Below are 15,772 nucleotides of genomic sequence, written 5' to 3'. Positions count from 1 at the left end.
ACATGACAAAAAAACCGCCTTCGGAAGATGAGCGGTTTTTTTTGCCTTTCCATCTCTTGCTCAAGTGTGTAAAGGCGGTGGGAGATGAGACGATCAATGCCGGGATCGAGGGCGAGCCGGCTGCGGCTGCTCAGCCGATGACTCTGGAAGATGGTGAGAGCGAAGTCTTATAACAGGCGAGCTTTCCCGTCCACTGAGGCGACTATATCTATCTGCACAGCGGCGTTTTCGGGAAGCTGATACACCCCAATCGTCGTTCGGGTGTGTTTGCCGAGTTCGCCCAATACGTTGCGGAAAATTTCCGAAGCACCGTTGGCGACTTCGAGGAGGCCGGTGAAGTTTTCTGTCGATCTGACGTAGACCGTCACCCTGGCGAGGGCCCTGATTCGGTCCAGTGAACCGATGGTCTGGAGGATCAGGGCCAGCCCGTGCATGGCAGTGATTTTGGCCGCTTGATGGCCTTCTGCAACGCTTAGATCAGCCCCCACGCGTCCCGGAAAGATAAGCATATTGCCGAGCAATGGAAGCAGTCCGCTGGCGTATACCTCGTCGTGACGGCGCAGGACCGGGGAGCAATAGTCATCGAGGGTATTTTCAGCATAAATGTCATAGCCCAGCTCGTTGGCGAGCGTGATAAATCGTTCATCAGCTGACATGAGTTTCACTTCCATTGAGAGCAGAGGCTCCATGCCTTATCTAGACGTGTCTAGTGGCCTGTGTAGCTACTTCTGTGAGTCAGTTTCGGCGCCAGAAGCCGCTGAGCCGTGTTGCTGTTCTTCGCCATAGTTCAGCTATGACTCGTCACAGCGCCTTGGCCATGGACTGCTGACATCCGAGCTAACTGTACAGGCCAGTAGATCCAACATTTTTCTCTTGAAGATCGCGGTATATCAGAGTCACGTGCAAATCACCACTGTTCTCATCGCTGGATAATCGGTGGACGATATCATCCGCAAAAGGGATGCAACGGTGTTTGCAGCCGGGGTCGCGGGGTATGGCAAAAGGCTTACAGACAGACACCGGGATCTCCTCTGTTGCTCCCTTGTCGCAGGGCTTAATCTTTACCCATCGCTGCTGCGCAAGGATGTGCACAGAGTCATGGAAGAATGACCCAGGCCAGGACGGTCGGCGACAGGATGTCGTAATGGTCGACAAAAAACCCGCTTCGGCGGGTTTTTTGTGGCCGATGGAAAAAGCCACGTTGCACTTCATCCCCATGTGTAGCCTCAAGATCGATTGGGCCTCTCAGAATAATAGCTCATTGCCGGTATTTGGCTTTTTTTTTCGAAAGCGCGCTCAGGTTGCCATACCGCTTGCCCGGAGCCTGCCAGTCGTCGCTGCCTGCGTCCAAGCCACTGTCCTGCGGGTCAACATCAGAAAAATCTGCCAAGGCGGTCAAAAAGCCTTGGTCTATGGCTAAAGGCTTACACGATATGCCGGTGATCGCGTCTTGGCCATCGACAATGACTCGCCTAATCTGAAACAACTCTGCTGCGCAAGGATGTGTGCAGGATCAGGGATGATCGACTTGACCAGGATGGCCTCTGACAGGATGTTGGAAGATCAAAAGAAAAACCCGCTTCGGCGGGTTTTTTTGCGCCCTCGTCTTGCCTTTTCTTTATTTGAAATAGTCGCTCATACAGTGATTTTGTTCTGTGTTGCGAGCGCTGCTATGTTCTAAGTTCATACCAAACAAGGAACATGGCTCATGAGATTCGAGGACTTACAGGGGAGGTATTTGTTGCTGTGGAATGTCGACTCGTTTGAGTGGCCAGATAATATGCTACCTTACTTTGAAGTGTTCGAAGGTTACTCATTCAAAGGAAATATAACCTGTTTATTCAGCGAGGGGGCTACTGATAAAGAGATATCGGGGCGCCTTTATCATGACAGTGTCTCAGAGCGTATTTGCATCTCCTTCGATAGCCTGGTTGCTGATCCGGAGTGTGATGTAGAGGGAAGCTTTTGTGAGATTTATAAGGCGCCGTCGGTTGAGGCCATGGATCGAATGCAACGAGCAACGCATTACAAAATCGTTGCAACCAGTGCGGGCGAGTATAATTTGTTACTGAAGAACTCCGAAGCAGGGAGTCCCGTCTTGAGATTCACAATAGCCGATGAGCTCCGCGAGCCGTCATGCGGGTATAAAACAGAGTAGTTGGCATGTTTTGACTATTGATTATCTGAATGCTGCGGGCAATGCAGTCGTGGCTGATTTGTTTCAACGTCTGCCGACAATTCTGCTCTAGATTCGTGCTGGCGCTCGTGTGTTCCAGGTACGAGCGCGGCTTTATTCGCCGCGTCTCGATATTCAACACATTTGCGAAACCGTCTGCGTCTGAATACAGATACGCACCCCATGCGGCTGCTCCTGTCGAATGCCATACGCCGGGCTCCTTTGAGTTTCCTTCGGTTATTCCTGCTGAAAGGTCAATTTATGAGAGGCTTCTGAGCCTCTTATTCTCAACAAGGCAGGCTCAAGCATTCATAACGCAAAAAGGGCAGACCCATTCTCCGGTACGTCGTACCTCGAAACAAATCCACCCTTTCACACCACGGCTGCGATCAAGCCAGCCGCCGTTTACTGCTGAACGATGCTGTAGCCTGCGAATGCTGTCTGTCGCTGGATCGCGGCGACGATGTTCTTGCGTGTCGCTGGCTGTTCGTTGCCTTCGTTATCCACAAACGTTTCACTCAGCAGTTCGGCCAGATCGCCATGGCCGGCAAAAGCGAAGCCCAGGAATTCGTAGGCCTCGCGATCAGCGTTGGCCTTGGCGCGTGGCGTGCGCAACGGGAAGTTGACGCTGCTGCCGTCCTTGTGGATCACGAACACTTCGGCTTCTTTCTTGGAGCGCGTGGCCTTGCCTTTGCTGACGTTTGGGTTGCTCACCGCCTGGTGAGTCTGGTTCAGCACCTTGAGTGCCAGACCGTAGACCCATTCCTGGAACGCAGGGTCGTCCTTGTAGCAGGAGAGGATCCGGCTGATCGGGAATTTCGTGCTCAGCTCTTCCAATGCGGCGATATCCGCTGCCTCGGCGTCCTTGAGTTGCTTGAGCTGCCCCATGAGTTCGTAGGCTTGGTCGTCGTCAAAACGGTCGTGCGCCTGACGGATTGCCGTGCGCAATTGGCGAATCTCGTCGCTTTCTTTGGAAGTGTGGAATGCGTCGAGCACCATTTCACTGATGATCTTGGCCTGGGCCACGTGCTGGGAAAGATTGATCGCGTTTTCGTATTCGTGCTTGGCGGACAAGGAGGTTACGGCTTCATCGGTATGAGAATCAGGCATCGAAATTTCGCTATTTCATTTAACGGGGCGTGAGACGCGAAATGCCGTGGGCATTTCCGGGCGCCTAATCTATTGGACCGACGCGCCGTTGTCACGGATCAGCGCGCGAGTGGTCCGTGAAGGACTCAAGACCTTCTGTACATTCAATGACTTACAATTTGATCGCCAAAATATTGGCGATAGCGGCCTGCTTGTTGAGTAAAATCAATTAGACTCCAAAATAATGACACCATCATATTGATATCACTTGTAGAGGGTAGTCGGGGAACAACGGAATGTATTACCAGGGTTGGTGCTAGTCCTTTTGGATGCGGGTTTTGAAGCTTTTTTGCATATAAGGGATACCAGAATGCACCGGTCAGACGATATCGCCAATCTGTTCCAGAGGCTCGGTGGAAGTGCGCAGAGCTATCGGGAAATCGACCCGTCCTACGACTACACCGAGGAGACCGCCACACAATTGACAACCAGCGTGAGCGACTTACAGCCGTTGGATGCGATGCCCCCGGTCGATGCCTCGTTGCTGTCTGTTGAGGCATTGCTTGAATCTCAAACACAGGGCCCGAGCCCGGTCGTCGAGCCTTCACCCATTGCCTCGGCGGCTTCAGGCAACCCGACATCCTTGAGCCGTCTGCTGGCGGAAATCGAGCAGCAGCGCGAAGCGGCGGTTGTCGATGTCCCGGCTTCGACCACTGTCCGTCCGATCCTGATGCCCAAGGTCATCGCCGTGGTGTCGGTCAAGGGAGGGGTCGGCAAGAGCACTCTGGCCAGCGCCCTCGCGAGTACGATCAAGCGCTCCGGCGGACGTACCCTGGCGATCGACCTCGACCCGCAAAATGCCCTATGCCTGTATCTCGGCGGTAATGAGCAGTGGCTGGGCATCGCTCAGCAATACCCGAAGCGGCAGGGCTGGCGTCAGTTGATTCGCGAGGGTTTTTCGGCCAGTCACTGTCTGGCCTACGGCGTGGTCAACGAAGAAGAACGCCTGGATTTCGAACACGATCTGCGTACCGACCCCCTGTGGCTGGTCCGCCACCTGAGCGATCTTGGGTTGGGCGAGCGCGACACGGTGATCATCGACACACCGCCCGGAGCGACGGTCTACCTGGCCCAGGCTCTGGCAATCGCCGACATTGCCGTGGTGGTGACTCTTGCCGATGCCGCGTCCTACACCAGTCTCAACCAGATGGAGCGGTTGCTCGCGCCCTATCTGCAGCGCGACAAGCCGTTGCAGTGCAAATACGTCATCAACCAGTTGGATACGTCCCGCCAGTTCAGCCTCGACTTGTGCGAAGTGCTGAAAAAAAGAACAGGCAGTCAGCTACTTGGTGTGATCCGTCAGGATCATTTCCTCGGTGAAGCACTGGCATACGACCGTCAGCCGCTGGCGCATACCCCAAGCACCCGAGGCTGCCAAGACATCCTCGATATCGCAGGCTCGCTGTGCGAACTGCTCATGCAAGGTCCGCCAGAGTCCGATTTGTCATGACCCACGATCCACATCTCACGTCTCATCTGCCGAGGCGCCCTGAACAGCACCTCAACGGTTGGCTGGCCCACTTCAACCAATGGCCTGGAACGCTGCGCCGGGCGCTGATCCTCGCAGGCGCGCTTGTCGCTGGCCTGCTGTTGGCCAGCATCATCAGCGCTCCACTGGACCTCTACACCCAGTGTCTGTTCGCCGCGCTGTGCTTTGGCTCGGCGTTGCTGATCAAACGTCTGCCGGGGCGCCTGCCGATCCTTGCGCTGATCGTGCTGTCGCTGGTGGCCTCGCTACGCTATCTGTATTGGCGCCTGACCGACACTCTCGGTTTCGACGGCTGGCTGGACATGCTCTTCGGCTACGGCCTGGTGCTGGCCGAGATCTATGCATTGGTGGTGCTGGTCTTCGGTTACGTCCAGACCGCCTGGCCGCTGCGCCGCAGCCCGGTGCTGCTGGCGGGCGATCCGAGCGACTGGCCGACGGTGGATGTGTTCATCCCCACCTACAACGAAAGCCTGAGCATCGTGAAGCTGAGTGTCTTTGCCGCGCAGGCGATGGATTGGCCGAAAGACAAGCTTCGGGTGCATGTGCTCGATGACGGTCGACGCGATGAGTTTCGCCGGTTCTGCCAGAGCATCGGTGTCAACTACATCACCCGCGACAACAACGTTCAAGCCAAGGCCGGCAACCTCAACGCAGCGCTCAAAGTGACCGACGGCGAGTACATCGCCATGTTCGACGCCGACCATGTGCCGACGCGGTCCTTCTTGCAGATCGGCATGGGCTGGTTCCTCAAGGATCCGAAGCTGGCGATGTTGCAAACACCGCACTTCTTCTTTTCGCCGGACCCGTTCGAGAAGAACCTCAACACCTTCCGCGCCGTGCCCAACGAAGGCGAGTTGTTTTATGGCCTGGTGCAAGACGGCAACGACCTGTGGAACGCAACGTTCTTCTGTGGCTCTTGCGCCATTTTGCGCCGCAAGCCGCTGGAAGAAATCGGCGGAGTAGCCGTCGAAACCGTGACCGAGGACGCCCACACCGCGCTCAAGCTCAACCGCGCCGGCTACAACACCGCCTACCTGGCGATCCCCCAGGCGGCTGGCCTGGCTACCGAGAGCCTGTCGCGGCATATCAGCCAGCGGATCCGCTGGGCACGAGGCATGGCGCAGATCTTCCGCCTTGACAACCCGCTGATGGGCAAGGGCCTGAACCTCGGCCAGCGCATCTGTTACGCCAATGCCATGCTGCACTTTTTCTATGGCCTGCCACGGCTGGTGTTCCTCACTGCGCCGCTGGCCTATCTGATCTTCGGTGCGCAGATTTTCCACGCCTCGGCCTTGATGATCGTCGCCTACGCCATGCCGCACCTGTTCCACTCCAACCTGACCAACTCCTGCATCCAGGGACGCTTCCGGCATTCGTTCTGGAACGAGGTCTACGAGACGGTCCTGGCCTGGTACATCATGCCGCCGGTCCTGATGGCGCTGGTCAAGCCGACGTTTGGTGGCTTCAACGTCACCGACAAGGGCGGGATCATCGACAAGGAATATTTCGATTGGAAGCTGGCCCGACCCTACATCGTGTTGCTGGCACTGAACCTGACCGGCCTCGGTTTCGGTATCCACCAGTTGATCTGGGGGGCTGCGGACACGGCTATCACGGTGCTGATCAACGGTGTCTGGACGCTCTATAACCTGATCATCACCAGTGCTGCGGTCGCGGTGGCCAGCGAGACCCGCCAGGTGCGCGCCGAACCACGGGTCCGGGCTGAGTTGCCGGTGAGGATCGAGTTAGCCGATGGCTGCGAAGTCTATGGCACGACTCAGGACTTCTCTCAGCGCGGCCTGGGCCTCAGGTTGCCGGCGGGAACCACGGTGGCGGCGGGGGAACGGGTGCGGGTGTCGTTGTTTCGCAATTCGCGTACCAGTCGGTTCGACACCACGGTGGTGTTCAGCAAGGGCCAGTACGTGGGCGCACTGTTCGACCCGCTGAGCCTGCGCCAGCAAAGCGAACTGGTCCACATGACCTTCTCCCGCGCCGATACCTGGGCCAGTAGTTGGGGCAGCGGCAAGCTCGATACCCCGTTGTCGGCCCTGCGGGAAGTCAGTGTCATCGGCCTGCTCGGCATGGGCACCCTACTCAAGGCCGTGGTCCTGCAAGCCCGTGACCGTCTGGTCGCCAAATCCGCTCCTTCGCAGCCGCTCGAACCCTTTATGGACAAGCCATGACCACCACATCCTCAGCACGCAGCGCCGTTCGCGGCCCCCGTCATCCGTTCATGCGCCTGGCCTCGTCGGTACTGGCTTCATCGGTGCTCTGTCTGGGCAGCATGACCTCCCTGGCCTATGCCGATACGGTGGTGGCGCCGACCGGCCCCGTGGTCGAGACGACTGCGGGCAGCTACAACCGCGACCTGACCCTCAAGCAGTTGGGCCGACTGGACACCATGAACTTGCAGGGTGTCGAAGCGGCCGATGGGGTCAATTTCGATATCCGCGCCGACGAAGTGGTCAATGGTGCGCAACTGGTACTGCGCTACAGCTACTCGCCGGCGTTGCTCGCCGACCTGTCGCAGATCAACGTGCTGGTCAACGACGAAGTCGCCGCCAGCCTGGCGCTGCCCAAGGAGGGCGCCGGCCAGCCGCAACAACAAGTGGTCCAGATCCCGCCGCACCTGATCACCGAGTTCAACCGGCTGCGCCTGCAATTTATCGGGCACTACACGATGCAGTGCGAGGACCCGCGCCATAGCAGCCTGTGGGCCAAGATCAACAACAGTTCGGAACTCAAGCTCAGCGTTTCGCCGATCCAGCTCAAGGACGATCTGTCGATCCTGCCGCTGCCGTTCTTCGATCGCCGCGACTCACGGCAGGTCAACCTGCCGGTGGTGTTTGCCCGACCACCGGATAACGCTGCCCTGGAAGCGGCGGGCGCGCTGTCGTCTTGGATCGGTGGCCTGGCGGCTTATCGAGGTGCCCGTTTTACCAGCAGCCTGGGGCAGCTTCCAGAGCAGGGCAACGCGATGGTCTTGATCGAAAGCCGAGAGGCCGTGCAACTGGGCGGCCTGCAAGTGCCGGCGCCCACCGGCGCGACCGTCACGCTGGTGAGCAATCCCAACGATCCTCACGGCAAGCTGCTGCTCGTCGTCGGACGGGATGGCGCGGAACTCAAGCTTGCCGCTTCCGCCGTGGCCGTGGGCAGCAAGGCGCTGGTGGGTACCAGCGTGGTGATCGATCATCTCGATCTGCTGAGCCCGCGCCAGCCTTACGACGCACCGAACTGGCTGCCGTCCGATCGGCCGGTGCGCCTGGGCGAACTGATCGACACCCGGCAACTCAGTGTGTCCGGCTATAACCCCGGCACTATCAATATCCCCGTGCGCTTGCCCCCCGATCTGTTCAACTGGCGCGAAGCGGGCGTGCCGCTAGACCTGAAATATCGCTACACCCCGCAGCAGGAATCCGCGAATTCCTCACTGCTGGTAAGTCTGAACAATACCTTCATGAAATCCATGCCATTGCCGTCACTCAAGAGCCTCGATGGCGGCGAGAACCTGTTGGCACTGCTCAAGAAGGATGAAAGCCTGCCCCGCGAGGCGAATGTGCTGTTGCCCCTGGGCGTGGCGTCGCCGCGCTCGCAGCTGCAACTGCGTTTTATGTTCGACTACGTCAAGCAGGGCGAATGCCGCGATATCATCATCGACAACATGCGCGGCCTGATCGATCCGGATTCGAGCCTCGACCTGCGTGGCTTCAACCACTACATCGCCTTGCCCAACCTGGGGGTGTTCAACGACAGCGGGTTCCCGTTTACTCGTCTGGCGGACCTGTCACAGAGCGCTGTGGTGCTGCCGGACGGCAGCGGTCCGCAAGAGTGGGGCGCCTACTTGACGGTGCTCGGCCGGTTCGGCGAGTCCACCGGTTACCCGGCCACGGCGGTGACGGTGGTCCAGGCCAAGGATGTGCAAGCAGTCAGCGACAAGGACCTGTTAGTGTTCGCCTCGGGTGCCAATCAACCCCTGCTGGAGCAGTGGGTTGATCGCCTGCCGGCCAGTACCCATGGCGACAGCCATCGATTCAACCTCTCCGACCTGACCTTGCGCCTGCGTGAGTGGATCAGCCCGGATGCCCAGGCCAACCAGCGCAAGCCGCGCCTCCAGGTAACCTACAGCGGTGCCAACAGCAGCACCTACCTGGCCGGTTTCCAATCGCCGCTCAAGCCTGAGCGTAGCGTGGTGGTGATTGCCAGCGGTAAGCCCGAAGGCCTGGCCGATGCGACCGCCGCGCTGATCGGTGGCGACCAGTATAAGGACAGCATCCAGGGCAGCCTGGCGGTGGTGCAGGACAAGCGGATTACCTCGCTGGAGGCCTACGAGCAGTACTATGTCGGCGACCTGAGTCTGTTCAAACGGGTGCAATGGACCCTGTCGCAGAACTTATTGTGGATGCTGCTGGTGACGGTGGCCGGTCTGGCACTGGTGAGTGTGCTGCTGTTCCTGTTCTTGCGTTCACGGGCGCGGAAGCGCCTGTCATGAGTGTCGCTCGATGGTTCCTGCCTCGGCGCCTGGGCAGCCTGTTGCCGCTGGTGCTGCTGGTCTCGGCGACGGTGCATGCCGAAAGTTGTAGCGTGCAGAACTGGCCATTGTGGAAAAGCTACGCGCAGCGTTTCGTACAGAAGGACGGGCGCATGCTTGGATCGAGCATGGACCCCAACCAGAGCAGTTCCGAAGGTCAGTCCTACGGGATGTTCCTGGCGCTGGTGGCCAATGACCCGGAAACCTTCGAGGCACTGTGGCGCTGGACCCGTGACAATATGGCCGGTGCCGATATCGCCCGCAACCTGCCCGGTTGGTTGTGGGGGCCAACGCCCACTGGCACCTGGGGCGTGCTCGACAAAAACTCGGCCAGCGATGCCGATTTGTGGTTCGCCTACGCACTGCTGGAAGCCGACCGCCTGTGGAAAAAACCGGCGTACCGGGGCGATGCGCAACACATCCTCGGCTCGGTGGAAAAGACCCTGATCCGCGACATCCCCGGACTCGGCAAGATGCTCCTGCCTGGGCCGGTGGGCTATGAGCACCCGGATCAGTTATGGCGTTTCAACGCCAGCTACACACCGATCCCACTACTGCGTCGTTTCAGCATGCAGACGCCGTCCGGTCCGTGGAAAGCAGTCGCCGAAAGCACTGCGAAGATGATCGCGGACAAGAACATGAACCGCTTCGGATTTGTCCCGGACTGGATCGGCTATCGCGGCACGGATGTCAACAAAGGCATGTTCGTGGTGGACAAGTTCACCAATGCCCAGGGCAGCTATGACGCCATTCGTACCTACCTCTGGGCCGGCCTGACATCACCGGCCGACCCGCTGGCCAGGCCGATTCTCGACAATCTCGACGGCATGGCGCAATCCACGGCTTCCACCGGTGTGCCGCCGGAAAAGGTCCAGGTGCTGACTGGCGCCACCGAAGGAATCGGCCCCTACGGGTTCTCGGCGGCGCTGGTGCCCTATCTGCGGGCCAAGGGCCTGCCGCTGCTGGCGGACCAGCAGCAACGCCTGGTCGACCAAGCGCTGGCGCACTTGAGCAATCCGGCCGATCCGGCTTATCAACAGCACCAGTATTACCACGTGATGCTGAGCCTGTTTTCCCTCGGCTGGAGCGAGAAGCGCTATCAGTTCAATAAAGACGGCACCGTGAAAGTATCCTGGGAGGCCGCATGCGCCAGCAAATCCTAGCCCTGGCGGTGTGTGCCGCCCTGGCATCCGGCGCCTGCTTCGCCACCGACACCGACACCGACACCGACACCGTGCAGTCGCTGCTGATCCGCCAGGGTTATTATTGGCAGACCAAGGAAAAGCCCGAACGTGCCGCCGAGGCCTGGACCCGGCTGTTGAACCTGCAACCCGAGCAGCCTGACGCCTTGTATGGCCTGGGCCTGATCGACGTGCAGCAACAGCGCCTGGCTGGCGCGCAGGATTACTTGAACCGTTTGCAGGCGATCAAGCCGTTGCCGCGCCTGGCGTTGCAGCTTGAACAGGACATCGCCCTGAGTTCGCCCGACAAACAACAACGGCTGGAAAAAGCCCGTGAACTAAGCGATGCGGGCGAACGCGACAAGGCGGTCGAGGCTTATCGACAATTGTTGGAAGGCCATCAACCGCAGGGCCTGATCGCCCGCGAATACTACAACACGCTGGGCTTCGCCACGGGTGGCTGGCCCGAGGCGCGCAGCGGGCTGGAGCGGCTGCGCCGGGAGCGTCCGGATGACGCGATCCTCGACCTGTGGCTGGCATTGCACCTGGCGCGCAACCCCGACAGTCGTCCGGAAGGTATTCGGGCGCTGGCGCGGCTGTCGCATAACCCGGATATCGGCGGGAATGCCGACGAGACCTGGCGCTTCGCTCTGGTCTGGCTCGGCCCGCCATCGCGGGATCAGGTGTCGTTGTTCGAGCAGTATTTGCAGGCGCATCCGAACGACATGCAAATCCGTGCGCTGATGAACAAGGGTATTGCCCAGGGCCGAGGCGGCTCTGGCTGGCAGCGCGATCCCCATGTCGCGCGTGGTCTCCAGGCCCTCGATGCGGGTGACCTGGCCGGCGCCGAGCAGGCGTTACAGGCGCGCCTCAAGGACCAGCCCGGCGACTACGATGCCCTCGGTGGCATGGGCATCCTGCGCCAGCAGCAGAAGCGGCTGGACGAGGCGCAGAACTATCTGGTGCAGGCGACCCGTACCGCCGGTGGCGGCCAATGGAAAAATGCCCTTGAGGATGTGCGCTATTGGATCCTTCTCGACCAGGCCGGCGAGGCACAGCGCAGTGGGCGCCAGACCCAGGCACGGGAACTGATCGAGCAGGCCATTGCCAAGAACCCGATGGAACCGGCTGGCCCAACCGCGCTGGCCGGGCTGCAGGCCCAGGCCGGCCAACTGGAGGGCGCCGAAGCCGGTTATCGCCAGGTGCTGGCGCGCACGCCGAACTACCCGAATGCCTTGAGTGGGCTGATCACCGTGCTGTCGCGGGCGGGCCACTCCGATCAGGCGCTGCAACTGATCGACGGGTTGTCGCCGACTGAACAGGCGCGCTTGGCGCCCAGCGTGCGTGTTCGGGCGCTACGGGCCATCCAGGTGGCCAAGCTGGCCGAGCGTCGCGGCGATCTCGGTACTGCGCAGAAAGCCTACAAGGAAGCCCTGGCCGACGACCCGAAAAATCCCTGGACGCGCTTTGCCCTGGCGCGGGTCTACCTGCGCAACGGGCAAACCCAGATCGCCCGCGACCTGATCGACGAACTGCTCAAGCAACAACCCGATCAGCCGGACGCGCTGTACACCAGTACCTTGCTCTCTGCCGAGCTGGGGGAGTGGACCAAGGCCCAACGTACCCTGGCGCGGATTCCGGCGGCCAGACGCAGCGCCGACATGAACGAGATGGAGCTGGATATCCGTCTGCATAGCCAGACCGAACTGGCGGTGGATGTCGCCCGTCGTGGCCAGCGGGAAGAGTCCTGGGCACTGCTGTCGCGTTGCGAGCCACTGGCCCAGGGCAAGGCCGAGCGACTGGCGGTACTGGCCAGTGCCTACGCCGAAGCTGGCAAGCCGGACCGGGCGCTGAGCCTGATGCGCGGCCTGCTGGACAAGTCCGCCTCGACGCCGGACCTGCAACTACTGTATGCGGGCGTGCTGCTCAAGGCTGACCAGGACGCCGAAGCCAGCGACATCCTGCGCCGGTTGCAGGGCCAGCCGATGAGCGAAACCGCAAGCAAGCGCTATGAGGACCTGGTGTTTCTCTACCGGGTCAAACAGGCCGACGGACTGCGGGAAAGGAATGATCTGGTGGCCGCCTACGATATGTTGTCGCCGGCCCTGCAACAACGCCCGAACGACAGCCTGGCAGTCTCTTCGCTGGCACGCATGTATGCCGCCAGCGGTAATGTCGCCAAAGCCCGGCAGCTCTATGAGCCGCTGATCAAGGCCGATCCGGGTAACGCTAAACTGCAACTGGGCCTGGCCGAGATCGCCATGCAGGGCCGGGACTATGCCCTGGCCGAAAGCTCGGTGAACAAAGCCCTCGAACTGGAACCGGGTGTGCCGCAGACCCTGACCGCTTCCGCGCGGATCTATCGCGGCATGGGCCGGACCGGCGAAGCGAGTCGGTTGCTGCGCAAGGCCATCGAGATCGAAAACAGCCAGCGCAGCGACACCTATGTCGTCACTTCCGCCGGCTCGGCAGCCTCGTCCAATCCCTTTGTCGGGCTGGCCGGACAGCGGCGCCAGACCACGGCACTGGCCCAGGCCGCGCTGATTCCGCCGGCGCTGGATGGCCCGGCAACGGGACTGGGTGCGGAGAATCTGCAGCCGGTCCGGGCGCCAGTCGGGCGCCGGGCCGTGCCTGCGGCCAATGGTAGTGGCAATCCGTTCGACGACAGTTACGCTCGCGATACGGCACCGCGAGTGGGACTGAGTCCGGCGCAACTGGCCCTGGACGATATCCTCCAGGATCGCAGCGCTTATGTGGTGCAGGGACTGAGCGTGCGGAGCAACAACAGCGAAAAAGGCCTGGGCAAGCTGACGGATATCGAGACACCGTTCGAAGCCAGCATTCCCGTGGGGAGCGAGACGGCAAGTATGGCGTTGCAGATTACCCCGGTCTCGCTGCATTCGGGCAGCCCGGGCCGCTTCGCCCAGGCACGTTTGGGCACCAGCGGCCTGGAGTCGGTCGGCTCACAGAAAGACAATGGCGTTGGGCTGGCCGTGGCCTATCGCAACAAGGATGAAGGTCTTAAGGCGGATGTCGGAGTCAGCCCGCTTGGCTTTACCTACAGCACGCCAATTGGCGGGGTCAGCCTCAAGCGGCCCTTTGAGGCTAACTCCAATTTCAGCTACGGCGTCAGCGCTTCGCGGCGGGCAGTGACCGACAGCCTGACTTCGTTCGCCGGCTCCCGCGACCGGCGTACCGGTGATAAATGGGGCGGCGTCACGGCCAACGGTGTACGCGGCGAACTGGGTTACGACAACCAGAAATTCGGCGCCTATGGCTATGGTTCGGCGCACCGGCTGATGGGCCATAACGTCGAAGACAACGACCGTTTCGAGTTGGGCAGCGGCGTCTACTGGTACTTGCGCAATACCCCGGACAGCATCCTGACCCTCGGCCTCAGTGGCTCGGCCCTGAGCTATTCCGAGAACCAGGACTTCTACACCTACGGCCACGGCGGTTATTTCAGCCCGCAGACGTTCTTCGCCCTGGGCGTGCCGGTCAGTTGGTCACAACGTACCGAACGCTTCACCTACCGGATCAAGAGTTCGGTGGGGGTCCAGCATATCGGCCAGGACAGCGCCGCTATCTTCCCCGGTCATCGCGAGCTGCAACCGAACGCCACGGCGGCCGGACTGACGCGTTATGACGGCGAAAACAAGACCGGTATCGGCTACAGCTTCAACGCCGCTGGAGAATACAAGTTCGGCTCGAACTTCTTCCTCGGCGGCTCGCTGGGCGTGGACAACGCCAGCGATTACCGCCAGGTCATCGGTGGCCTGTACCTGCGCTACACCTTCGAGGACATGAGCGGCCCCATGGACTTGCCTGTCAGCCCTTTTGGCTCCCCTTATTCGAATTGATTCAACGAGGAATGGTTCATGGCTTCTTCTGTGCTCGCTGGTTTGACGTTGCTCGTGATTGGCGAAAGCCACATGAGCTTCCCCGACTCACTGATGAACCCGCTGTATGACAACCTCACCCAGCAGGGTGCGCAGGTCCACGCGATCGGTGCCTGTGGCGCCAACCCGGCGGACTGGGTCACGCCGAAACTGAAGCTCGACTGCGGCGCCACCCGCGATCCTGGCGAGAAGATCAAGGTGATGAGCCGTGGCACCTTGGATACCCAGCCGATCAAGGCGGTGATCGCCAAGGACAAACCGGACCTGGTGGTGCTGATCATGGGGGACACCATGGCCTCCTACAAGACCACGCCGTTTCCCAAGGTCTGGGCCTACCAGAGTGTCACCGCGTTGACCAAACAGATTGCCGACAGCGGCGTCAAGTGCGTGTGGGTGGGGCCGGCCTGGGGCAAGGCGAATGGCAGCAACACCCATGAAAACAGCTACGGCAAGAACCAGATGCGCACCCAACTGGTGTCCGGCACCCTGGCGAATATGGTTGCGCCGTGTACCTATATCGATTCCACGAAGTTCTCCAAGCCAGGCGAGTGGGTCACCTCCGACGGCCAACACTTCACCATTGCCGGGTACAAGTCCTGGGCGGCGGCCATCGGCAAATCCATCAGTGAATTGCCCGCGAACGCGGTCAAGGGAGCAAAACAGTGAAGCGGACTTTCAGCCTCGTGGGCGGTCTGCTCGGCGCGGTCCTGAGTACCAGCGCATTCAGTGCACAGATTGCGCTGTATCCCACCGGTCCCTCACGGGACTCGGCCTATCTGCGCTTCGTCAACGTCTCCGCCAGCGCCCTGGAACTGATACCGGAAGGGGCGAAGGCCAGCCTGAAGCTGGAAGGTGAGAAGGCTATCAGCGACTTTATCCCGGTACCTGGCGGCCAGCCGGTCAAGGGCACCCTCAAGCGTGACGGTCAGAGTGTGCCGTTGCAGGTGCAGGTTGCCGCAGGGGATTTCGCCACGGTGTTTGCCCTGGACGACGGGCACCCTGGCATCCGGCAATTGGTGGTCAACGAAGCCTTCGATATCCCGAACCAGCTCAAGGCGTCGCTGGCCTTGTTCAACGCCGACGCCGGGTGCGCCGACGCGCGAATCAACCTGGCCGGGCGCGATGTCGATCTGTTCCAGAAGGCGGCGACGGGCAATCCACGCCGCCAGGAACTCAATCCGCGTGCTGCGCTGGCGGTCCAGTTGATCTGCGCCAACAGGCCGGTCGGCGCGGCGGTCGAGCTAGGGCCGCTGGAGGCGAACAAGCGCTACAGCTTGCTGGTGTTGCCTTCGTCGACAGGGCCACGCCTTGTTACCACCACGGACAGCGTGTCCAACTGAATCGGAAGCA

12 protein-coding genes are annotated in these 15,772 nt (G+C 60.5%); 10 read left to right on the top strand and 2 right to left on the bottom strand.

The genetic code is table 11. The features are described from left to right. Window positions 1–2: 2 nt before the first annotated feature. Window positions 3–173, top strand: a complete 171-nt coding sequence (locus BMX68_RS25950) for a hypothetical protein (protein ID WP_017132705.1) — start codon at window positions 3–5, stop codon at window positions 171–173. Here the strand turns inward: BMX68_RS25950 and BMX68_RS15645 are convergent. Next, entirely contained in the window at window positions 168–671 is a 504-nt protein-coding gene (locus BMX68_RS15645) for a RidA family protein (protein WP_017132706.1), read from the bottom strand. The two genes, BMX68_RS25950 and BMX68_RS15645, sit on opposite strands and share 6 nt — an antisense overlap. A gap of 473 nt (window positions 672–1,144) precedes the next feature. On the opposite strand from BMX68_RS15645, the gene BMX68_RS15640 reads away from it, so the two are divergent. Both BMX68_RS15640 and BMX68_RS15635 read left to right on the top strand, forming a co-directional pair. Then, window positions 1,145–1,420, top strand: coding sequence for a hypothetical protein (locus tag BMX68_RS15640; protein WP_017132707.1), 276 nt, complete (start codon window positions 1,145–1,147; stop codon window positions 1,418–1,420). Window positions 1,421–1,708: 288 nt separating this feature from the next. Continuing rightward, entirely contained in the window at window positions 1,709–2,158 is a 450-nt protein-coding gene (locus BMX68_RS15635; protein ID WP_017132709.1) for a hypothetical protein, read from the top strand. Between the two features lie 423 nt (window positions 2,159–2,581). On the opposite strand, the gene BMX68_RS15630 is transcribed toward BMX68_RS15635, so the two are convergent. Then, on the bottom strand, window positions 2,582–3,286 hold the full coding sequence (locus BMX68_RS15630; protein ID WP_017132710.1) for a hypothetical protein: 705 nt from the start codon (window positions 3,284–3,286) through the stop codon (window positions 2,582–2,584). Window positions 3,287–3,635: 349 nt separating this feature from the next. On the opposite strand from BMX68_RS15630, the gene bcsQ reads away from it, so the two are divergent. Genes bcsQ through BMX68_RS15595 form a run of 7 tightly spaced genes read left to right on the top strand, consistent with a single transcriptional unit; the run spans window position 3,636 to window position 15,762 of the window. Next, complete coding sequence (gene bcsQ / locus BMX68_RS15625) at window positions 3,636–4,775, top strand: cellulose biosynthesis protein BcsQ (protein ID WP_017132711.1); 1,140 nt, start codon at window positions 3,636–3,638, stop codon at window positions 4,773–4,775. Then, window positions 4,772–6,997, top strand: coding sequence for a UDP-forming cellulose synthase catalytic subunit (gene bcsA / locus BMX68_RS15620; RefSeq protein ID WP_017132712.1), 2,226 nt, complete (start codon window positions 4,772–4,774; stop codon window positions 6,995–6,997). The genes bcsQ and bcsA overlap by 4 nt, the downstream gene beginning before the upstream one ends. Next, window positions 6,994–9,303, top strand: coding sequence for a cellulose biosynthesis cyclic di-GMP-binding regulatory protein BcsB (bcsB, locus tag BMX68_RS15615; RefSeq protein WP_017132713.1), 2,310 nt, complete (start codon window positions 6,994–6,996; stop codon window positions 9,301–9,303). Before bcsA ends, bcsB begins: the two co-directional genes overlap by 4 nt. Then, complete coding sequence (bcsZ, locus tag BMX68_RS15610; protein WP_017132714.1) at window positions 9,300–10,505, top strand: cellulose synthase complex periplasmic endoglucanase BcsZ; 1,206 nt, start codon at window positions 9,300–9,302, stop codon at window positions 10,503–10,505. Before bcsB ends, bcsZ begins: the two co-directional genes overlap by 4 nt. Next, window positions 10,487–14,383, top strand: coding sequence for a cellulose synthase subunit BcsC-related outer membrane protein (locus tag BMX68_RS15605; RefSeq protein WP_017132715.1), 3,897 nt, complete (start codon window positions 10,487–10,489; stop codon window positions 14,381–14,383). The genes bcsZ and BMX68_RS15605 overlap by 19 nt, the downstream gene beginning before the upstream one ends. An 18-nt stretch (window positions 14,384–14,401) precedes the next feature. After that, window positions 14,402–15,088: an SGNH/GDSL hydrolase family protein gene (locus tag BMX68_RS15600; protein WP_017132716.1), complete on the top strand. Its 687-nt coding sequence runs from the start codon at window positions 14,402–14,404 to the stop codon at window positions 15,086–15,088. Beyond that, window positions 15,085–15,762, top strand: coding sequence for a cell division protein FtsQ (locus BMX68_RS15595; RefSeq protein ID WP_017132717.1), 678 nt, complete (start codon window positions 15,085–15,087; stop codon window positions 15,760–15,762). Before BMX68_RS15600 ends, BMX68_RS15595 begins: the two co-directional genes overlap by 4 nt. The last annotated feature ends 10 nt before the right edge of the window (window positions 15,763–15,772 follow it).

This window comes from Pseudomonas agarici, assembly GCF_900109755.1.
GTDB lineage: Bacteria > Pseudomonadota > Gammaproteobacteria > Pseudomonadales > Pseudomonadaceae > Aquipseudomonas > Aquipseudomonas agarici.
Note: the sequence above shows the minus strand (reverse complement) of the source record. Positions and strands in the feature narration are given on the sequence as shown.